The following is a 20696-nucleotide window of genomic DNA, read 5'->3' on the forward strand; positions in this document are numbered from 1 at the left end:
GCTCCGTATTCCTAAAAGAAGGCTCCTTCATGCGCAATCCGTTCGACACCGGCGATTTCCTGGCCCCGATCAACGATGGTCTGGTTCCGATCGTCATCGAGCAATCCAACCGCGGCGAGCGCAGCTTCGACATTTATTCGCGGCTGCTGCGCGAACGAATCATCTTCGTGACCGGCGGGGTCGAGGATCATATGGCCTCGGTCATCTCGGCGCAGTTGCTCTTCCTGGAGTCCGAGAACCCCAAGAAGGACATCTTCATGTACATCAACTCGCCGGGCGGCGTCGTCACGGCAGGCATGGCGATCCATGACACGATGCAATATATCCGTCCGCGCGTCGGCACGGTGTGCATGGGGCAGGCCGCCTCGATGGGCAGCTTCCTGCTGGCAGCCGGCGAGCCCGGCATGCGCGTCGCGCTGACCAACGCCCGGATCATGATCCACCAGCCGTCGGGCGGGGCGCAGGGCATGGCCTCGGACATCCAGATTCAGGCCAAGGAAATCCAGCGCATCAAGAACCGGATGAATGCGCTGTACGCGCAGTACACCGGCAAGCCGCTCGAGGAAATCGAGCGGGCGATGGATCGCGATACGTTCCTCGAGGCGCATGAAGCCAAGGATTTCGGCCTGGTCGACCAGGTGTTCGACAAGCGTCCGGCACTGCCCGACGATTCGAGCACGCCGCCCGCGCTGACCTCGGCTTAAGGGAATTTCCAGGGGGTGGGGCGTCGTCTGGCGTCCCATCACCGTATTCATACGACGATTTTGGTGATTGTCGGATTGCGCGAGGGCGGTCTAGGATGGACGCTCCGCATATGTGCGCCCGTTGGTGGCGCCAAGGATGGTTAGAATGACGAAGCTCAGCGGCGGCGACTCGAAGAGCACGCTTTATTGCTCCTTCTGCGGCAAGTCGCAGCATGAGGTGCGCAAGCTCATTGCCGGGCCAACCGTGTTCATCTGCGATGAATGCGTTGAACTGTGCAACGACATCATCCGCGAGGAGACCAAGTCGGCGCTCGTCTCGAAGAAAGACGGCGGCGTGCCCACGCCGCAGGAAATCTGCGACGTGCTCGACGATTATGTGATCGGCCAGAAGCGCGCCAAGCGCGTGCTCTCGGTGGCGGTCCACAACCATTACAAGCGCCTCAACCACGGCCAGAAGGGCGCCGACGTCGAGCTCGCCAAGTCGAACATCCTTCTCGTCGGGCCGACCGGCTGCGGCAAGACGCTGCTCGCCCAGACGCTCGCGCGCATCCTCGACGTGCCGTTCACGATGGCCGATGCGACGACGCTGACCGAAGCCGGCTACGTGGGCGAGGACGTCGAGAACATCATCCTCAAGCTGCTTCAGGCGTCCGATTACAATGTCGAGCGGGCGCAGCGCGGGATCGTCTATATCGACGAGATCGACAAGATCAGCCGCAAGGCCGAGAACCCGTCGATCACGCGCGACGTGTCGGGCGAAGGCGTCCAGCAGGCTCTGCTCAAGCTGATGGAAGGCACCACCGCGAGCGTTCCGCCGCAGGGCGGCCGCAAGCATCCGCAGCAGGAATTCCTGCAGGTCGACACGACCAATATCCTGTTCATCTGCGGCGGCGCGTTCAGCGGCCTCGAGAAGATCATCGGCGACCGCCTGCAGGGCAAGTCGATCGGCTTCGGCGCCTATGTCGCCAGCCCTGAGGAACGCCGCACTGGCGAGACGCTCAAGGCGGTCGAGCCCGAGGATCTGCTCAAGTTCGGCCTGATCCCCGAGTTCGTCGGCCGTCTGCCCGTGATCGCGACGCTCGAGGATCTCGACGTGCCGGCGCTGGTGACGATCCTGACCGAGCCGAAGAACGCTCTGGTCAAGCAGTATCAGAAGCTGTTCGACATGGAGGCGGTCAAGCTCGGCTTCACCGACGAGGCGCTCGTCTCGGTCGCCAAGAAGGCGATCGATCGCAAGACCGGCGCGCGCGGGCTGCGCTCGATCCTCGAGGGAATCCTGCTCGATACGATGTTCGACCTGCCCGGCATGGACAGCGTCGAGGAAGTGATGATCGACAAGGACGTGATCGAGGGCCGCAAGGAGCCGATTCGTGTCTATGGCAAGAAGGAAAAGGCCGGCGCCGGCGCGGCGTAGGTCGGTCAGCCCCGCCCCCTCGCGGGGCGGGGCGCTCCGGCAGGGACGGGAAGAATGATCTTTCCGGATCGCGCCAGCGGGCTTCCCGCGACTACCGTGGATCTGGCCGGTGGCGTGCGGGTGGCCGGAACCGTCGATCGCGCGCGGATCGCCGCGCTGCTGGCGCGGGCCTTCGCGGAGGATCCGGCGATGTCGTACGTCTTTCCCGATCCCGCCGACCGTGCGGTGCGATTGCCGCGGCTGTTTACCCTGCTGTTCGATGCCGAGGTGGCCAACGGCATTCGCCTGGTGACGGCGGGCGGCGAGGCGACGACGCTGTGGCGCGCGCCCGGGCGCGCCGCTGACGGTGTGCTCGACATGCTGCTCCACGCCTGGCCGATGTGGCGCGCACTCGGCGGGGCGATCGGCCGCGCGCTGGCGGTCTCCAGCGCGATCCAGGCGCATTTTCCGGCCGAACCCTGCTGGTATCTGCATATCGCGGGTTGCGATCCGGCGGCGCAGGGGAGGGGATTGGGCGCGGCAGCGGTCCGCGCCGGGCTCGACCGCATCGCCGGCAGCGGCCTGCCAGCCTATCTCGAGACCGCGACCGAACGAAACTTGCCCTTCTACCGCGCGCTCGGTTTCGAGCTCACCGCGGAATGGAGCGTCCCCAAGGGCGGCCCGCGCTTCTGGTCGATGCAGCGACCGGCCGGGTCATAGCACCCCCGGCACGAACCGTTTCACCCGCGCCGCATAGCGATCGAACGCCGGCCCGAACGTCGCCCGCAGCACCGCCTCCTCATGCCGCACGCGCATCCAGGTGCCGAGCGCGAAGATTGGGGCTGCCACCAGCAGGTTGCGCGAATGGCCGTAGGCGATCGCCATCGCGACCATCACCAAGGCGAGCGCGACGTAGATCGGATTGCGGATCCAAGCGAACGGCCCCGATTCGACCAGCTGACCGTCGTCGCGGGTGCGGGCGACGAGCGCCCAGTTGCGTCCCATCGCGCGCGAAGAAGCATCGAACAGCCAGGTTGCGGCGAGCATCAGTGCGAGGATGGCGACAGCTTCGACGATCGCTTTCGCCGAGTCGGCGGGGAGCGCGAAGCGGATCGGTCCGAAACCGGCAATGCCGATGCCGATGCCCTGCACGACGATCCACAGGATCGAGGCATTGCGCCGCGCCGCATCCTCGCTCTTGGGCATCGCCCGTCCGCGGGCGCGGGCGCGCATCAGCGCGACGAACCCGGCGAGCAGGCCGATCGCCAGAGCGGCGATCCCGGGAAAACCAACCGGATCGAGCGGGATGAAAGGCATCGCGGTCTTCCTAACACCAGGGACTGTACTATTATTATAACACGCTCGTCTGTCAATTGGTCGGCTTGGGGCGCTTCGCCGCGGCATCGCGCCACGCCTGATATTGCTCGATCGCGACCGAGCGCCGCAGCAGCTTGGCCTGCGGGTCGATCACCACATGCGCCTGGCGTGGCACAGCGAGGCTGCCGACGCCGCCGGCCATCGCCAGCCGCACGATCCGCCCGTCGACCTGGACGTCGACCGGCATCGGGAAGACGCGCCCGCCCGGCGCCTGCCAGCGCAGCGTGAGATGCGATCCGCTCCGCGTCTCGATCAGCTCGGGGAGCGCCGCCTGGCGCAGATAGACGTCGAAGAACCAGCCATAATCCTTGCCGGTGACGCGCCGCACGACCCGCTCATATTCGGCGCTTGACGAGAAACGCGGGACGAAATTGCCTGGCCGGGGATCGAGCCGCCCGTAGAGCAGCAGGCGCGTGACGTCGCGGAACTTAGCGTCGCCGATCAGCGTGCGCAGGCTGTGGAGCATCCACGAGCCCTTGTAATAGATGTCCTGCCCGGGGCCGCCCTTCGACAGATCGTAGACCTCGCCCTCGTCGCGCTGCTTGCCGGAAACGAGTGGGCGCAGATTGGCGATCTTGCTGCGCTGGTCGGCGAGCATCGTCGCGTAGCGCGCCTCGCCCTCGCGCCAGCGGCCGTAGAGTGGCTGCATGTAGCTGCCGTACCCCTCGTGGATCCAATAATCGTCCCAATTGGCCGCGGTCACCTGATTGCCGAAATATTCGTGGGCGAATTCGTGCTGGCACAGCCAGTCGAACCCCTCGGGCGCCTTGGCATAGCCATTGCCGTAGGCGTTGATCGTCTGATGCTCCATGCCCTTGTGCGGTGTCTCGACCACGCCGACCTTCTCGTCGCCGAACGGGTAGGGGCCGATCTCGCGTTCGAAGAAATCGAGTGTCGGCGCGAACTCGGCGAACAGGCCGCGCGCCTGAACCTCCTCGCCGGGCAGGTACCAATAGGCCAGCGGGATGCTGTTGCCGTAGCGGCTCTTGTAGACCCCGGAGATTTCCTCATACGGCCCGACGTTGAGCGCGATGCCGTAGGTGTTGGGATGCTTGACGCGCCAGTTCCACGTCGTGCGGCCGTCGGCGCGCGTGTCGACGCCGAGCAGCACGCCGTTGGAAGGCGCCTTCAACCCCTTGGGGACGGTGATGTGGAGCGTCACCACGCCGGGTTCGCCGGTCGGAAAATCGAGGCATGGCCAGAACAGGTCGCAGCCCGAGGCCTCGGCGGTGGTCGCGAACCACGGCGCGCCGCTCGGCGTCTTCGACCAGACCATGCCGTCGTCCCACGGCGCGTTGACCGCGATGTGCGGCGTCCCGCCGTAGCTGATCCGCGCCGTGACATGCCCGCCGGTCGGGATCGCGCGGGGCAGCGTGATGACGACCTTGCCCTCGGGGTTGCTCCAGGCCGCGGGCGCGAGCGCGGTCCCGTCGATCGCGATCGCGTCGACCGGCAGGTTGCGGTCGAGATCGACCGTCAGCCGCGTAAGCGGGGCCTTGGCGGTGAAGCGCAGCGTCGCGATCCCGCGCAGTGTCTCGGTCTCGGGTAGCAGCTCGAAGGCGAGGTCGGCGGCATCGAAGCTCAGCCGACTCTGGTCGGGGTCGATCGCCCCGCCCGATTTCTGCGTCTGCGCGGTCAGCGCGGGCTCGCCCTTGCCGGGCAGGGGGCCGGGCAAGGCTCCGGGCAGGCTTTGGGGCGGGCTCGCGGCGGTCAGCGCGAGGCAGCCGCACAGCAGGGCGATACGGAAAGCAATCATGCGGCGGTCAGGTCCACGGAGAAATCGGTGATCGTCAGCCGCAGCGACTCGCGGCCATTCTCGGTTACGCTGATTTGCCGGGGATAGCGCACGCCTTGTGCAGCGACGCTGCCGGTGAAGCGGAAATGCTGGCGCACCGCGGCGGCGTCGGGGTCGGGCGCGGCGATCGCATAGTCAGCGGTGGCGATCCGCCCGTCGGCGGCGAGCGTCAGCGCGATCGGCGGATATCCGTCGCGCACCGCATTGAGCCGCTGCGCGCTGCTTGCGCTCACGAAGGCGGGGGCGAGCAGAAGATAGCCGTAGGCGCCGAGCCGCTGACGCTCGAACTGCGCCTGCGCCGGCGGCAACGGCGTCTGCGCGCCGTACTGTACGACGAAGGCACTGTCCCGCTCGACCATCACGCTGCGCGCCGCTTCACGTCCTTCGGTCACCAGCCAGCTGTCCGATCGGGCGCGTGCGAAGGGTTCGATCCGGGTTTCGACCATCAGCTCGACCGGGACGCTGCCGAGCAGCATTCGCGCCCGCCCGCTCCACGACAGCACGCGAACGCGTGTCAGCAGGTCGCGTCCGCCCGCCGCCGCGAGCGCGCGCGAGACTGGCTCGGCGCGGCGCGCGGGTGCCGCCGCGAGCGCGCCCGGCAGCGCACACAGCCCGACAAAGCCACCGAAAAGCCCACGACGATTGATGGATTGGCAATCCGCCCCATATAAGAGATCAAGCACGCGTCCCTGGCGCGACCTCGGAGTATCCATGACCCTAGATTCTTCCACCCCTTCCGTGTCCCCCGCTCAGGCGTATCCGGTCCTGCCGCTGCGCGATATCGTCGTGTTTCCCAACATGATCGTGCCGCTGTTCGTCGGTCGCGACAAGTCGGTCGCAGCCCTGGAAGCCGCGATGGCGGCCGACAAGGAAATTTTCCTGGTGGCGCAGCTCGATCCCAGCGAGGACGACCCCGAGCGCGATGACCTGTACGAGATCGGCGTGACCGCGGTCGTGCTGCAATTGCTCAAGCTGCCCGATGGCACCGTCCGCGTGCTCGTCGAGGGCAAGCATCGCGCCGCGCTGACCACGCTTGTCCAGAACGACGGGTATCTCTCGGCTGAAGTCGAGATGCTCGAAGGCGATGCGGGGGAGGCCGATCTCGCTGCCGCCAGCGCCGAGCTGGGTGAGAGCGTCGGCAATCTCGCCCCCGATGATCTCAGCCCCGATCTCAAGGCGCTGATGCGCTCGGTGATCGATCAGTTCGAGAATTACGCCAAGCTCAACCGCAAGCTGCCCGCCGAGACCGCGGTCCAGCTCGGCGAGATTGAGGACGCCTCGAAGCTCGCCGACGCGGTCGCCGCCAACATCCAGGTCAAGGTCAGCGACAAGCAGGCGCTGCTGATCGAGCGCGATCCGGCCAAGCGGCTCGAGATGGTGTTCGCCTTCATGGAAGGCGAACTCGGCGTCCTGCAGGTCGAGAAGAAGATCAAGTCGCGGGTCAAGCGCCAGATGGAGAAGACCCAGCGCGAATATTATCTCAACGAGCAGTTGAAGGCGATCCAGCGCGAACTCGGCAACGAGAGCGATGACGGCGAAGGCGACGAGATTGCCGAGCTGACGCAGAAGATCGCGACGATGAAGCTGAGCAAGGAGGCGCGCTCCAAGGCGACGTCCGAGCTCAAGAAGCTCAAGACGATGGCGCCGATGAGCGCCGAGGCGACCGTCGTGCGTAACTATCTCGACGTGCTGCTCGGCCTGCCGTGGGGCAAGAAGTCGAAGATCCGCAAGGACATCTCGGCGGCGCAGGCGGTGCTCGACGAGGACCATTATGCGCTCGAGAAGGTCAAAGACCGGATCATCGAATATCTCGCGGTGCAGGCGCGCACCAACAAGCTGAAGGGGCCGATCCTGTGCCTCGTCGGGCCTCCGGGCGTCGGCAAGACCTCGCTCGGCAAGTCGATCGCCAAGGCGACGGGCCGCGAGTTCATTCGCCAATCGCTCGGCGGCGTGCGCGACGAAGCCGAGATTCGCGGGCATCGCCGGACTTACATCGGCTCGCTGCCGGGCAAGATCGTGACCAACCTCAAGAAGGCCGGCACCAGCAATCCGCTGTTCCTGCTCGACGAGATCGATAAGCTCGGCCAGGATTTCCGCGGCGATCCAGCGTCGGCGCTGCTCGAGGTGCTCGACCCCGAACAGAACGGCAAGTTCCAGGATCACTATCTCGAGATCGACGTCGACCTGTCGGACATCATGTTCGTGACGACGGCCAACTCGCTCAACCTGCCGCAGGCGTTGCTCGACCGGATGGAGATCATTCGGCTCGAGGGGTATACCGAGGACGAGAAGGTTGAAATCGCGGAGCGGCACCTCATCGCCAAGCAGATCGAGGCGCATGGTCTGAAGGACGGCGAGTTTACGCTCACCACCGAGGGGCTGCGCGCGCTGATCCAATACTATACGCGCGAAGCCGGTGTCCGCACGCTCGAGCGCGAGATCGCCAAGCTGGCGCGCAAGGCGCTGCGCCAGATCCTCGAGGGCAAGACGACGAGCGTCACCGTGACACCAGACAATCTGTCCGACTTCGCCGGTGTGAAGAAGTATCGTCACGGCCTCGGCGAGGAAGAGAATCAGATCGGCGCGGTCACCGGGCTCGCCTGGACCGAGGTCGGTGGAGAATTGCTGACGATCGAAAGCGTCACCGTGCCCGGGCGCGGCCAGGCCAAGATCACCGGCAAGCTGGGCGACGTGATGAAGGAATCGATCGAGACCGCGTTCAGCTTCATCAAGGCGCGCTCGCCGTCGTACGGGATCAAGCCGAGCATCTTCGCGCGCAAGGACATCCACATCCATCTGCCCGAAGGTGCTGTGCCCAAGGATGGTCCGTCGGCGGGGATCGGCATCGTCACCGCGATCGTCTCGACGCTGACCGGTGTGGCGGTGCGCCGCGACATCGCGATGACCGGCGAAGTCACGCTCCGCGGTCGCGTGCTTCCGATCGGCGGGTTGAAGGAGAAACTGCTCGCGGCGCTGCGCGGTGGCATCACCACGGTGCTGATCCCGCAGGAGAATGAGAAGGATCTGGCGGACATTCCCGCCAACATCCGCGACGGCCTCAAGATCATCCCGGTGGCGCATGTCGACGAGGTGCTGCGCCTGGCGCTGACCGGCCCGTTGACGCCGATCGATTGGACCGAGGCGGACGATCTTGCCGCGCAACCGCCTGCGGGAGTCCCGGCGATCGGTGGCGAATTGCACCACTGATCGCAAAACAGGCTGCAATCGTCGGTTTTCCGCCGCTTTTCCAAGGCGGCGGCGCTGTTTTGCTTTGACAGCCCCGCTTCGAGCCGCCTTACTGCGCCACCGGCTTTGCCCGGGAATCATTTGTACAGAATTCGAAATGTAAACGGGGGTTTGGTGGCGATGAACAAGCAGGAATTGATCGCGACGGTGGCTGACACGTCGGGTCTGACCAAGGGTGATGCGAGCAAAGCCGTCGAGGCCGTGTTCGACGCGGTCTCCGCCGCGCTCAAGAAGGGCGATGAAGTCCGCCTCGTCGGTTTCGGCACCTTCTCGGTGAGCAAGCGCAAGGCCTCGACCGGTCGTAACCCGCGTACTGGCGAGCCGATGACGATCAAGGCTTCGTCGCAGCCGAAGTTCAAGGCCGGCAAGGGCCTCAAGGACTCGGTCAACTGAGATTGGCTGACGAAATTGGCGTGCGGGTGCTGGACAAGCACCACATGCTCGTTTTAAGGGACTGACAGACGGGCGGCGGAAACGCCGCCCTTATCCGTTTCGCATCGCCCCGCTCGCCGGGGCTGCATGCAGCGGGCGCGTAGCTCAGTGGTAGAGCACACCCTTCACACGGGTGGGGTCGCAAGTTCAATCCTTGCCGCGCCCACCATATCCAGGCCGCCGGATCCGCAAGGGTCGGGCGGCTTTTCGCATGTGCCGGCTACGGCCGGGGCGTTCACGAAACCCTTGGGTGATCTCATATCTGGTGCCTGCGCACACTCATCGCGCGCGCGCGCGGTTCGTGGTTCACAGCGACGTCGTCGCCCTGTAACGTCGGCCTTCGAACGGCGATGCGATCGGAGAAGAGTACCACATGCGCTTGGTTTTGGACGCGCGCGCGCGGGCCTTTTTAAGGCGAGTACCCGCGACGACGGTCTATTCGGCGCTCGAGGTGCTGTTGATCGCAGGGCTTGCGGTGCAGAGCGCGCGGCTGGTCTGGGCGGTGTTCACCCCGGTCGGCCCGGTCGGGATCTGGCGGGCCGAGCAAGGCGCGCTTCCGGGCTCGCCCGAGGCGATCCTGCGCGGCTTCGATCCCTTCTATCGGTTGAGCGGCGGCGATGCCGCGGGGCCAGCGGTCGTCACGACCTTGCAGCTGACGCTGTTCGGCATCCGCATTGACGAGGCGCAGGGCGGCGGATCGGCGATCATCGCCGGCCCCGACGGCGTCCAGCAGAGCATCGCGGTCGGGCAGGAGATCCAGCCCGGCGTCCGGCTCAAGGCGGTCGCGTTCGACCATGTCACGATCGATCGCGGCGGCGCGTCCGAAGACCTGTTTCTCGTCCAGAGCGAGCAAGCCCCGGTGGCGCCCGCGCTGCCGGCCGGCCCGACGTTGATCGGCGCCGGCGCTGTCACCCCTGCCACCCTGGCAGGCGCGCCGCCGCCGGGCGGCGCGCGTGGCCTCACTTATGCCCAATTGCGTTCCGACGTCGGCTTCATCCCGCGGATCGACGATGGCCGGGTCAGCGGGCTGACGGTGCGGTCGCAAGGCACCGGCGGGGCCTTTCGCGCGGCGGGCTTGCGCGACGGTGACGTCGTGACGCAGATCGGCGGCAAGCCGGTCGGCAGCCAGGCCGATCTCGACCGGCTCGGTGCACAATATGCAAAGGGCGGCACGCTCGCTATCTCGGTCGAACGCGGCGGCACCATCGTACCACTCGTCATCACGATTGCGGGGCAATGAAAACACCGAAACTGGCGCCGGTTCTGGCCCCCCTCCTGGCGATCACGCTCGCCGCGACCGCGCATGCGCAACAGACGATGAACGTGCGCGATGCCGATATCCGCGCGTTCATCGCCGATGCCGCGCGCGTCACCGGGCGCACCTTCATCATCGACGCGCGGGTCGCGGGCAAGGTGACCGTCGTTACCGACCATCCGGTCAGCAAGTCGCAATATTTCGAGATCTTCCTCTCGACGCTGCGCGCCAACGGCCTCGTCGCGGTACCGACCACCAATGGCGCGTTCCGCATCCAGCCGACCGACACTGCCGCATCGCAACCGAGCCGGCTCGGCACGCGCGGTGCAGCGAGCAACAGCTATGTCACCGAGGTCGTGCGCCTGCGCGCGATCGAGGCATCGACCGCGGTCGACACGGTGCGCGGGTTGATCTCGCCGCAAGGCTCGGTCACCGCCAATCGCGGCGGCAACAGCCTGGTGATCGTCGATTTCGCCGACAATGTCCGCCGCGTGCGCGAAGTGCTGCGCCGGATCGACACCGACAATGCCACGACCCGCATCGTCGCGCTCAAGAATGCCGGCGCGCGCGAGATCGCAACCGCGTTGCAATCGCTGGCCGGCCAGGGCGCAGGCGGCGGCGCGGGGAACGGCGGCACAGCACCCGGCGGGGGGGCGCCAGGTGCGGCGGGCGGCGGCGTCAGCGTCGTCGCGGTGACCAGCTCCAATTCGGTCGCGATCCGCAGCGATGCGGCGTCGGTGTCGCGCCTCGCGGCGGTCGCCGAGGATCTCGACCGTCGCGCCAAGAACGGCACCGAGATCAAGGTGATCTTCCTCGAAAATGCCGATGCCGAGCAGTTGCTGCCCGTGCTGCAGCAGCTCGTCGGCCAGACGCCATCGCCGATCACCAACCAGCAATTGTCGGCGTCGAACTTCGGCAACAACAGCCAGTCGGGCGGAAGCACGGGATCGAACCCGGTATCGCGCCCGGCCAACACCCCGGTGGTGCAGCAGGACAGCGGATCGAGCGGCAACACGCCGTCGCAGACCGCGATCACCGCGGGCGGACGCACCGCCTCGGTGGTAACGCGCTTCGTCGGGGCGAACGCAATCGTCATCGCCGCGCCCGCCGAGGTGCAGCGCCAGCTCGCCGATGTTGTGCGCCAGCTCGATACGCGGCGCGAACAGGTGCTGGTCGAGGCGATCGTCGCCGAAGTGTCGGACCAGACGGCGAGCTCGCTCGGCGCGCAGTTCGCGATCGCCAACATCACCGGCGGGGTGTTCGCCGCGTCGAGCTTCAAGAACAGCGCGCCCAGCCTGCTGACGATCGCCGGCGCGATCGGCGCGCGCCAGCTGTCGACGACGACGACGACGATCAACGGCGCGACCGTCACCACCAGCACCAACAGCGCGGCGAGCGATTCGCTGACGCAAAGCGCGCTATCGTCGATCCTCGGTGCGAGCGGCGGCTTCGGCGGCTGGGCGGGCAAGATCGGCGACACGGTGTTTGGCTCGATCATCAACGCGGTGAAGAGCGACACGACCTCGAACCTGCTGCAGGTGCCGCATCTGGTGATGCTCGACAATCAGGAGGCGCACAGCCTGGTCGGGCAGGAGATCCCGATCACCACCGGCAAGGCGCTGTCGACCAATTTCGACAATGCCTTCCAGACGACGCAGCGCGAGAATGTCGGCATCGAGTTGACGGTACGCCCGCAGGTCAATTCGAGCGGGACGGTCAAGCTCAACCTGCGGCTCGAGGTCAGCTCGATCGCCGGGCCGGTGTCGACCACCAACAGCGACCTCATTCTCAACAAGCGCGAGGTCGAGACGATTCGCACCGTCGACGATGGCGACATCGCGGTGATCAGCGGCTTGCTCGACGATAATGAGCGGCGGACGATCGAGAAGATCCCGCTGCTCGGCGACATTCCGGGGCTGGGCAATCTGTTCCGCTCGAAGGCCAAGTCGCGCACCAAGACCAATCTGATGATCTTCATCCGCCCGACGATCCTGCGCAGCGCGGAGGACAGCCGCAAGCTGACCGAGCAGCGTTATGGCTATCTGCGGCTCCAGCAGGGTCTGGCGATGCCCAATGACGAACCGTCGATCGACCAATTGGTGCGCGATTACATGGGCGCCGCCCCGCCGATCCCGAGCGCGCCGGTGCCCGGAAATATCGAGGATCCGCGGATCATGGTCCCGGTGCAGCGGAGCTCGAGCACGGTGATCCGTACGAAGCGGGACCGGTAATGGCGGGGGACGAGCCCTCCGCTTCCTTCTTATCCCCCTCCCGCTTGCGGGAGGGGCCAGGGGAGGGGCGTGCCTCCATCGTGCCGTCTGTAGCGGTGACAGACCCTCCCCCAACCCCTCCCGCAAGCGGGAGGGGGGAAAGTGGCGCCCCTCCCGCAAGCGGGAGGGGAGTCCTGTCGCCCGAGTTTTTGCCGGCCAGTATCCCCTACGCCTTCGCGCGCCGCTTCGGCGTCGTCCTCGACCCGACCCACGAGCAGCTCACCGTCGCGATGCGCGAAGGCGCCGACCCGAAGGTCCTCCTCGAGCTGCGACGCCACCTAGCGCGCCCGTTCGACGTCGGCTTCGTCACCCCGACCGAATTCGACCGCTTGTTGTCCGAGGCCTATGCGATGGACGGCCAGGCTGCGGCGATGGCGGCAGGCACGCTCGGCCTCGGCGACGAGCTCGACCTGCTCGCCGACCATCTGCCGACCGCTGACGATCTGCTCGACACCGCCGACGATGCCCCCGCGATCCGCCTGATCAACGGCATCATCGCCGATGCCGCGCGAAACGGCGTGTCGGACATCCATATCGAGCCGTACGAGACCGGCCTCGTTGTACGGATGCGAATCGACGGGGTGTTGCGCGAGACGCTGCGGATGCCGCCGCACGTAGCCCCCGTCGTCGTCAGCCGCGTGAAAGTGATGGCACGGCTCGACATTGCCGAGCGGCGCGTGCCGCAGGATGGGCGGATCGGGCTGACGCTCGGCGGCAAGCTGCTCGACGTCCGCGTGTCCACATTGCCGAGCCGCGCGGGCGAGCGCGTGGTGCTGCGTATTCTCGACAAGGAGAATGCCGGGATCACGCTCGACGTGCTCGGCATGACCGCGGCGATCAACCAGTTGCTCAAGGACGCGATCACCGAGCCCAACGGGATCATCCTCGTCACCGGGCCGACCGGCTCGGGCAAGACGACGACGCTCTACGCCTCAATGCGGCTGCTCAACGATGGCAGCCGCAACATCCTGACGGTCGAGGATCCCGTCGAATATGCGATGGAGGGCGTCGGGCAGACGCAGGTCAACGCCAAGGTCGGACTGACCTTTGCCGCGGGGCTGCGCGCGATCCTGCGGCAGGATCCCGATGTCGTGATGGTCGGCGAAATCCGCGACCGCGAGACCGCCGAGATCGCGGTGCAGGCCTCGCTGACCGGGCATCTGGTGCTGTCCACGGTGCACACCAACGACGCGGTCGGCGCGATCACGCGGATGCGCGACATGAAAGTCGAACCGTTCCTGCTGGCATCGACACTGCGCGCGGTGATTGCGCAGCGCTTGGTGCGGCGCTTGTGCGAGGTGTGCCGGCGGCCGGTGGCGGCGGATGCATCGGTGGCGGCGCTGCTCGGCTTCGAGCCGGGCGCGATCGTCTATCAGGCGGTGGGATGCGAGCAGTGCCAGGGGACGGGCTATAAAGGCCGCGTCGGAGTGTATGAGGCGATCCGCATCGACGAGACGGTGCGGCGGCTGATCAACGACGGCGGCGACGAAGCGCTGATCGCGCGGCATGCGTTCCTGCATGCGCCGACCTTGGGGTCGGCGGCGCGGCAGTTGGTGCGCGATGGGGTGACGACGGCGGAGGAAGCGGTACGCGTGTCGCGGCGCGATATGGCCGATGCCGAGGCTCCGATGGTGGTGCCGGAAATTGTACGTGAGTGAGGTCGCTTCTTCCTCCCCTCCCTGGAAGGGAGGGGCCGGGGGTGGGTCGGCCCGCGGCGCGGTCGACGCCTGCAACAGCGGGGATTCGCCCGCCCGTGGAGAGGTGGACGCCCGCCCTAGGCCGACCCACCCCCAACCCCTCCCTTCCAGGGAGGGGAGGCATCATGCCTGACTTCGATTACCTCGCGATCGACACGAAGGGCCGCGAAACACGCGGGGCGATCGCCGCACCTTCCATCGACGCTGCGCGCGTATTGCTCGACCGTCGCCGGCTCTATGTCGTCAAGGTCGAGCCCGGCTCGGGCCGCTCCACCAAGGGCAAGCCGCTCCTCTCCGACTTGCGCCTGGGCTCCAAGAAGATGAGCACCAAGCAGCTCACGCTCTTCACGCGCCAGCTCGCCACGCTCAACCGCGTCTCGCCGCTCGAGGAATCGCTGCGTACGATCTCGCGCCAGACCGAGCAGCCGCATGTCCGCGCGATCGTCGAATCGGTCCATGCCGGCGTCGTCGAGGGGCGCCGCCTGCACGAGGCGATGGCGCGCGAGGGCAAGAGCTTCCCGTCGCTCTACCGCGCGATGGTGTCGGCGGGCGAGAGCTCGGGTTCGCTGCCCGTCATCCTCGAACGCCTCTCGGTGCTGCTCGAGCGCCAGGCCGAGATCAACGGCAAGATCATCACGACACTCGCTTACCCCGCGGTTCTCGCGGTCGTGGCGATGGCGGTGGTCACCGCGCTGATGGTGTTCGTCGTGCCGCAGGTGGTCGAACAGTTCGACACCGTCGGGCAGCAGCTCCCGTTCCTCACGCGCGTCGTGATGGGGCTGTCCAATTTCATGGTCGGCTATTGGTGGGCGATCCTGCTCGTCATCCTGCTCACTGGCTTCGGATCGTGGCGCGCGCTGAAGAACCCGCGGATCAAGCTCGGCTTCGATAGCTGGATCCTCAAACTGCCGATCCTCGGCCGCCTGTTCCGCGATCTCCACGCCGCGCGCATGGCGCGCACGCTCGCGACGATGGTCGCCAGCCGCTTGCCCTTGCTCGAAGGGCTGACGCTGACCGGCAGCACGATCCACAATCTGCGGCTCAAGCAGGCGTCGGACGAGATCATCGAATCGATCCGCGGCGGCGGCAGCCTGTCGGCGGCGATGCGCCGTGCGGGCGTCTTTCCCCCGCTGCTGACGTATCTGGCTGCGTCGGGGGAAACGGCGGGGCAGCTCGACGACATGCTCGAACGCGCCGCCGAATATCTCGAGCGCGAGTTCGATCGCTTCACCACGACCGCGTTGTCGCTGCTCGAGCCGATCATCATCGTCGTGATGGGGGGTGTCGTCGCGACGATCGTGCTATCGATCCTGCTGCCGATCCTGCAGCTCAACACGCTTGCCGGACAATGAGGTCTGTTATGTCTGATACCGCTCCCCGCCCGTCGCGCCGCCCCCGCCGCAAGCAAGAAGATGGCTTCACGCTGATCGAGCTGATGGTGGTGATCGTCATCATCGGCCTGCTCGCCGCGATCGTGACCTACAACGTCCTGCCGCTCGGCGACAAAGGCAAGATCGTGAAGGCCAAGGCCGATATCTCGACGATCGAGGGCGCGCTCGATCTCTACAAATTGCAGAACGATTCCTACCCGTCGACCACCGATGGCCTGCAGGCGCTCGTCTCGGCGCCGGCCGATGCCGATGCGTCGAAGTATCAGCGCGGCGGCTACATCAAGAAGCTGCCGGTCGATCCGTGGGGTAAGCCGTACCTCTACGCGGCACCCGGCGCGCATGGCGAGGCCGATGTCTGGACGCTCGGCGCGGACAAGAAGGAAGGCGGCGAGGGCGTCAATGCCGATATCGGCAGCTGGCAGTAAACGCCGCGAAAGCGAGCGCGGCTTCACGCTGATCGAGCTGATGGTCGTCGTCACGATCATCGGCCTGGCCAGCGCGGCGGTGGTGTTCGCGCTGCCCGATCCGCGCGGCCGCCTCGTCGACGAAGCCACGCGCTTTGCCGCACGGACCAGTGCGGCGCGCGATCTCGCGGTGGTCGGCGCCAAGCCGATCAGCGTGTGGGTGTCGCAAGGCGGCTACGGCTTCGACGAGCGCAGCGGCGGCGCGTGGGTGGCGATGGGCGAGAAGCCGCTACGCGTGACGCAATGGGGCAAGGGCACGCACGCCGTCCCCACCGGCGACGGGACGCGCGACCGCATCCTTTTCGATTCGACCGGCAGCACCGATCGTCCGCTCGACGTGACGCTCGAACGCAGCGGGCAGCGCGTCGTCGTGCATGTCGGCAGCGACGGCAAGGTCCGCGTCGGTGGCTGACAACCGCGGCTTCACGCTGATCGAGATGATGGTCGCGCTGGCGGTGTTCAGCCTGGCGGCGCTTGCGCTGATCCGGCTCGAAGGCGCGACGATCCGCGGCGCCGCGACGCTCGACACGACGCTGCTCGCGCAGACCGTCGCGCGCAACGTCGCGATCGAGGCGATGACCGATGCGCGTGCCCCGACGATCGGCACCGCGACCGGCGCGCAGAGCAATGGCGGCCGCGCCTGGACCTGGACGCGCACGGTGCAGCGCACCGGCGACGCGCGGATCCTGCGGATCGACGTGAGCGTGCAGGACCAGGCCGGGCGCACCGCCGGGCACCTGACGATGGTCCGCGACGGGGTGACCAAATCGTGACGCGGCGCGGGGGCGAGGCGGGTTTCACGCTGGTCGAGGTGATGATCTCGCTGCTGATCTTCGGGCTGCTCGCCGCCGCCGGGGTCGCCTTGCTGTCCTTCTCGGTCCGCGCGCAGACGCTGACGGCGGCCAAGCTCGACGACGTCTCGGCGATGAATCGCGTCATCGCGATCCTCACCGCCGATCTCGCGCAGGCCGACAATCGCACCACGCGCGGTGAGGGCGGCGAGACGCTGCCCGCCTTCACCGGCGAGGCCGATGCGCGCGGGCTGGCGCCGCTGCGCTTCGTGCGGGGTGGCTGGAGCAATCTCGACGGGGCGCCGCGCGCGGCCGCGCAGAAGGTCGAATATGGCATGGTCGACGGCGCCTTCGCGCGGACCGCTTATCCGATGCTCGACGGTGCGCAGCCGCTGCCGCCGACCGCTTTGCTGATCAAGGTCCGCCAGATCACCTTCCGCTATCGCACCAAGGGCGCGTGGAGCGACCGCTGGACCGGCACGCCGCAGGCCCCGCTGCCCGACGCGCTCGAGCTGCGGCTGGTGCGCGACTCAGGGGTCGAGACCCGCGCGCTGTTCCTCGTCGGCACCGGCTATGGCAAGCGCCCCGATGGCAGTTGAGCGCAAGCCCTCCGAACGCGGCGCGGCGTTGCTGACGGTGCTGCTGCTCGTCGCGCTGATCGCGGTGCTCGCCGGTACCGCGCTCGAGAAATTGCGCCTCGCGACGCGGCTCGGCGGCAACGCCGTCGCGCTCGACCAGGCGCGCGGCTATGCGCTCGCCGCCGAGACGCTTGGCGTGGTCAAGATCACCGATCTGCTGCGCAAGAGCCCGACCAAGGTCACACTGCAGGGCGATTGGAGCAATACGCCGTTCGCGCTGCCGATCCCCAATGGCACCGCGACCGCGCGCGTCGTCGATGGCGGCAATTGCTTCAACCTCAACAGCCTGGTGACCGAGACGGCGAATGGCAGCGGGATCTACGCGGCCTTCACCCCGGCGCGGCTGCAATTCGCGCGGCTGATCCGGCTGGTCGATCCCGCCGCGCGCTCGCCCGACGCGATTGCAGCGGCGGCGTCGGACTGGATCGACAGCGACGGCGATCCGCTCGCGGGCGGCGCCGAGGACAGCGCCTATCGCGGCGGCCAGCAACCGTTTCGCACCGCCAACACGCTGATGACCGATCCGAGCGAGCTGCGCGCGGTCGCGGGCGTCACCCGTGCCGACTATGACAAGCTGCGTCCGTGGCTGTGCACGCTGCCCAAAGCCGAGATCTCGAGGATCAACGTCAACACGCTGCTGCCCGAACAGGCGCCGCTTATCGCGATGCTGCGCCCCAGCCTCTCGCCCGAGGCGGTACGGCAGGTGCTGCTGCGGCGCCCGCCGCTCGGCTTTGCCGATACCGCTGCGTTCTGGTCGCAATCGGCGCTTAGCGGCGGCTCGGGCGACGACGCGACCGGGCAGACGAGCATCACGACGATGTGGTTCACGCTGCGCGTCGATGTGACGCTCGGCGGCGCGAGCTTGCAACAAAGCGGGCTGGTCGATGCAACGGCTCTTCCCGCGCGGCTCGTATCGCGGCAATGGGGCGAGGCATCATGACCGACACGCTCGTCCTCTTCCTTCCGACGCACGCCGTGCCGTGGCGCTGGCTGCGCATCGTCGGCGACGCCGTGTCGGCGCGGGGCGAGGGCTTTCCCGAGATTGGGGTCGAGGAGCAGGGCGCACAGGTCGCGGTCGTGCCGGCCGACGCGGTCTCGCTGCACTGGGCCGAGCTGCCCGATCGCTCGCTCGCGCAATCGGTGACGGCGGCGCGGCTGCTCGCCGCCGATGCCAGCGCGACGCCGATCGCCGATCTCCACGTCGCGGTCGGGCGCGAAGGCGCCAATGTCGAGCGACCGATCGGCGTCGTCGCGGCGGCGCAGATGCAGGCGTGGCTCGACCTCCTGGCAGGGCAGGGGATCGACCCCGACATGCTGCTTCCGGCGCCGATGCTGCTGCCACGCCCCGAGACGGGGTATATGCGCGCCGATCTCGGCGGCGACGGCGTGGTGCGCGGGCCGACCAGCGGTTTTGCCGACGAGGCGCGGCTGACCGAGCTGGTGACCGGCGGGGTCGCCCCCGCGGTGATGGGCCGCGACGACGTCGAACACGCGATCATCGCGGCGGTCGCCGCGCCGGCGCTCGACCTGCGGCAGGGGCCGTTCGCGCGGCGCACGCGGATCGGGATCGACTGGGCGCTGGTCCGGCGGCTCGGCTGGCTGAGCGCGGCGATCGTGGCGGTGACGCTGCTGATCACGATCGTCCAGCTGTTCAAATATTCGATCGCGGCGGATGATCTCGAGCGGCGCACGGATCTGCTTGCGCGCAGCGGGTTGGCGCGCGGCGAGGCGGTGAGCGATGCCGATCGCCAGCTTAGCGCACGGCTCGACCGGCTGCGCGGCGGCGGGCTCGGCTTCAGCCGCACCGCCGCGGCGCTCTTCGCAGCGCTCCAGGCGACGCCGGGCAGCGAAGTGCAGATGCTTTCCTTCGACCCCAACGGCACGCTGCGCGCGACGATCGCGGTGCAGAACGAAGGCCAGATCCTCGATCTCCAGCGCCGCCTCGAGGCGAGCGGCGTGGTCGCGACGCCGGCCGGGCAGTTCGTGGCGGCGAACGGACGCTTGACGGGGGATTTGCTGGTGAAACCGCGATGACCGACCGCCTGCTCCCCTGGTTCCGCACGCGCACCCGGCGCGAGCAATATCTGCTGCTCACCGGAGCGGGGATGACCCTGCTTGCGCTCTGTTTCTTCCTGGTCGTCCCGCTCGGCGACGCGCTCGATTCGGCCAGGGCGCGCCATGCCGACGCGGTGATTGCGCTCGGCGAGACGCAGGCGCGGGTCGATGCGGTCAAGGCCGCGCAGGCGGCTCGCGTGGCGCCGCTCGATGCGCCGCTCGAATCGGTGATCCGTGCGCGCGCCAACGATGCCGGCTTCGCGCTCGCGTCGGTCGTGCCCGAGGGCAGCGATCGCGTGCAACTGTCGATCGCCTCGGCCCGGCCCGGCGCGCTGGTCGGCTGGATCGCCGAGCTCGAGGCTGCGGGGATTCTGGTCGATCGGCTCGCCACGACCGACAATGGCGACCGCACCGTGACGGTCCAGCTCACGCTGAAGGCGCGCGGGCAATGACGCGGTTTCGGCTCAGGACCGGTCCGGTCGCCTTGTTCGGCGCGATTTTCGTCGTGGCCTTGCTGGTGCTCCTGCCGCTGCGACTCGTGCTCGGCTGGTTCGATCTAGAACGGACCAAGCTCGCGGCGCGCGAGGTTACCGGCAGCGTGTGGTTCGGCGGCGTGCGCGAGGCGCAGGTCGGCGGCATCGCGCTCGGCGACCTCGCGGCGCACCTCTCGCCCTGGCCGCTGCTCGTCGGCCGCGCGCGAATCGAACTCGATACGCCGACCGACGCGAATCGCGCGCTCCACGGCGCGATCAGCGCGTCGCGCCACAGCGTCGGGCTCGACGACATGACTGCGCGGCTGCCGACCGGCGACGTGTTCGCGCCGCTGCCGGTCAGCGGGCTCGACCTCGACGCGGTCAGCGTGCGCTTCGACGACGGCAATTGCACCAAGGCGGAGGGCCGCGTGAAGGCGACGCTCAGCGGCGATATTGGCGGAATCACGCTGGGGCAGGGGCTTTCGGGCGCCGCGCGCTGCGATGCCGGCGCGCTGCTGCTGCCGCTCGCCAGCCAGGCGGGAACCGAGCAGGTTGCGCTGCGGCTGTGGAATACGGGCCGCTTCCGCGCGGACCTGACGATCAAGCCGACCGACCCGGCCGCGGCGCAAAAACTCGAGCTGAGCGGTTTCCAGCCGACCCCGTCGGGCCATCGTCTGTCGATTGATGGCAGATTCTGACCGATCCATTCTTGACG

20 protein-coding genes and 1 tRNA gene are annotated in these 20696 nt (G+C 67.6%); 18 read left to right on the forward strand and 3 right to left on the reverse strand.

Going from position 1 to position 20696, the window contains the following annotated elements:
* Positions 1–29 precede the first annotated feature (29 nt).
* The 3 genes from U1872_RS02060 (at position 30) to U1872_RS02070 (ending at position 2817) form a co-directional block, all read left to right on the forward strand.
* Positions 30–704: an ATP-dependent Clp protease proteolytic subunit gene (locus U1872_RS02060; protein WP_133188610.1), complete on the forward strand. Its 675-nt coding sequence runs from the start codon at positions 30–32 to the stop codon at positions 702–704.
* Between the two features lie 145 nt (positions 705–849).
* Entirely contained in the window at positions 850–2118 is a 1269-nt protein-coding gene (clpX, locus tag U1872_RS02065) for an ATP-dependent Clp protease ATP-binding subunit ClpX (RefSeq protein ID WP_010186846.1), read from the forward strand.
* Between the two features lie 54 nt (positions 2119–2172).
* The gene (locus U1872_RS02070; protein WP_332791208.1) at positions 2173–2817 is read left to right on the forward strand and encodes a GNAT family N-acetyltransferase; all 645 of its coding nucleotides are present in this window, start codon (positions 2173–2175) and stop codon (positions 2815–2817) included.
* Here the strand turns inward: U1872_RS02070 and U1872_RS02075 are convergent.
* Genes U1872_RS02075 through U1872_RS02085 form a run of 3 tightly spaced genes read right to left on the reverse strand, consistent with a single transcriptional unit; the run spans position 2812 to position 5952 of the window.
* Positions 2812–3414, reverse strand: coding sequence for a methyltransferase family protein (locus tag U1872_RS02075; RefSeq protein ID WP_332791209.1), 603 nt, complete (start codon positions 3412–3414; stop codon positions 2812–2814). The two genes, U1872_RS02070 and U1872_RS02075, sit on opposite strands and share 6 nt — an antisense overlap.
* Before the next feature lie 52 nt (positions 3415–3466).
* On the reverse strand, positions 3467–5230 hold the full coding sequence (locus U1872_RS02080; protein ID WP_332791210.1) for a M1 family metallopeptidase: 1764 nt from the start codon (positions 5228–5230) through the stop codon (positions 3467–3469).
* Positions 5227–5952 (reverse strand): hypothetical protein, encoded by a 726-nt coding sequence (locus U1872_RS02085; protein ID WP_332791211.1) that lies wholly within the window; start codon positions 5950–5952, stop codon positions 5227–5229. The genes U1872_RS02080 and U1872_RS02085 overlap by 4 nt, the downstream gene beginning before the upstream one ends.
* A 28-nt stretch (positions 5953–5980) precedes the next feature.
* On the opposite strand from U1872_RS02085, the gene lon reads away from it, so the two are divergent.
* From lon to U1872_RS02160, 15 genes are all read left to right on the forward strand, one after another.
* On the forward strand, positions 5981–8476 hold the full coding sequence (lon, locus tag U1872_RS02090; protein WP_332791212.1) for an endopeptidase La: 2496 nt from the start codon (positions 5981–5983) through the stop codon (positions 8474–8476).
* Between the two features lie 129 nt (positions 8477–8605).
* The gene (locus U1872_RS02095) at positions 8606–8908 is read left to right on the forward strand and encodes an HU family DNA-binding protein (RefSeq protein ID WP_503654088.1); all 303 of its coding nucleotides are present in this window, start codon (positions 8606–8608) and stop codon (positions 8906–8908) included.
* A gap of 133 nt (positions 8909–9041) precedes the next feature.
* Positions 9042–9116: transfer RNA gene (locus U1872_RS02100), tRNA-Val, on the forward strand.
* 204 nt (positions 9117–9320) lie between these two features.
* Positions 9321–10187 (forward strand): type II secretion system protein N, encoded by an 867-nt coding sequence (locus U1872_RS02105; protein WP_332791213.1) that lies wholly within the window; start codon positions 9321–9323, stop codon positions 10185–10187.
* The gene (gspD, locus tag U1872_RS02110; RefSeq protein ID WP_332791214.1) at positions 10184–12433 is read left to right on the forward strand and encodes a type II secretion system secretin GspD; all 2250 of its coding nucleotides are present in this window, start codon (positions 10184–10186) and stop codon (positions 12431–12433) included. Before U1872_RS02105 ends, gspD begins: the two co-directional genes overlap by 4 nt.
* Before the next feature lie 188 nt (positions 12434–12621).
* Positions 12622–14130, forward strand: a complete 1509-nt coding sequence (locus tag U1872_RS02115) for a GspE/PulE family protein (RefSeq protein ID WP_503653894.1) — start codon at positions 12622–12624, stop codon at positions 14128–14130.
* Between the two features lie 164 nt (positions 14131–14294).
* Positions 14295–15521 (forward strand): type II secretion system inner membrane protein GspF, encoded by a 1227-nt coding sequence (gspF, locus tag U1872_RS02120; protein WP_332791215.1) that lies wholly within the window; start codon positions 14295–14297, stop codon positions 15519–15521.
* Positions 15522–15529: 8 nt separating this feature from the next.
* Entirely contained in the window at positions 15530–15985 is a 456-nt protein-coding gene (gspG, locus tag U1872_RS02125) for a type II secretion system major pseudopilin GspG (protein WP_332791216.1), read from the forward strand.
* Positions 15960–16436 (forward strand): GspH/FimT family pseudopilin, encoded by a 477-nt coding sequence (locus U1872_RS02130; RefSeq protein WP_332791217.1) that lies wholly within the window; start codon positions 15960–15962, stop codon positions 16434–16436. Before gspG ends, U1872_RS02130 begins: the two co-directional genes overlap by 26 nt.
* Complete coding sequence (gene gspI / locus U1872_RS02135; protein ID WP_332791218.1) at positions 16399–16797, forward strand: type II secretion system minor pseudopilin GspI; 399 nt, start codon at positions 16399–16401, stop codon at positions 16795–16797. Before U1872_RS02130 ends, gspI begins: the two co-directional genes overlap by 38 nt.
* On the forward strand, positions 16794–17414 hold the full coding sequence (gene gspJ / locus U1872_RS02140; RefSeq protein ID WP_332791219.1) for a type II secretion system minor pseudopilin GspJ: 621 nt from the start codon (positions 16794–16796) through the stop codon (positions 17412–17414). Before gspI ends, gspJ begins: the two co-directional genes overlap by 4 nt.
* Entirely contained in the window at positions 17404–18393 is a 990-nt protein-coding gene (gene gspK / locus U1872_RS02145; RefSeq protein ID WP_332791220.1) for a type II secretion system minor pseudopilin GspK, read from the forward strand. Before gspJ ends, gspK begins: the two co-directional genes overlap by 11 nt.
* Positions 18390–19487: a type II secretion system protein GspL gene (gspL, locus tag U1872_RS02150; RefSeq protein WP_332791221.1), complete on the forward strand. Its 1098-nt coding sequence runs from the start codon at positions 18390–18392 to the stop codon at positions 19485–19487. The genes gspK and gspL overlap by 4 nt, the downstream gene beginning before the upstream one ends.
* Positions 19484–19960: a type II secretion system protein GspM gene (gene gspM, locus U1872_RS02155; protein ID WP_332791222.1), complete on the forward strand. Its 477-nt coding sequence runs from the start codon at positions 19484–19486 to the stop codon at positions 19958–19960. Before gspL ends, gspM begins: the two co-directional genes overlap by 4 nt.
* Positions 19957–20679: a type II secretion system protein N gene (locus tag U1872_RS02160; protein ID WP_332791223.1), complete on the forward strand. Its 723-nt coding sequence runs from the start codon at positions 19957–19959 to the stop codon at positions 20677–20679. The genes gspM and U1872_RS02160 overlap by 4 nt, the downstream gene beginning before the upstream one ends.
* Positions 20680–20696: the final 17 nt, after the last annotated feature.

The sequence above is a fragment of the Parasphingomonas frigoris genome (genome assembly GCF_036663815.1).
Classification (GTDB): Bacteria; Pseudomonadota; Alphaproteobacteria; order Sphingomonadales; family Sphingomonadaceae; genus Sphingomonas.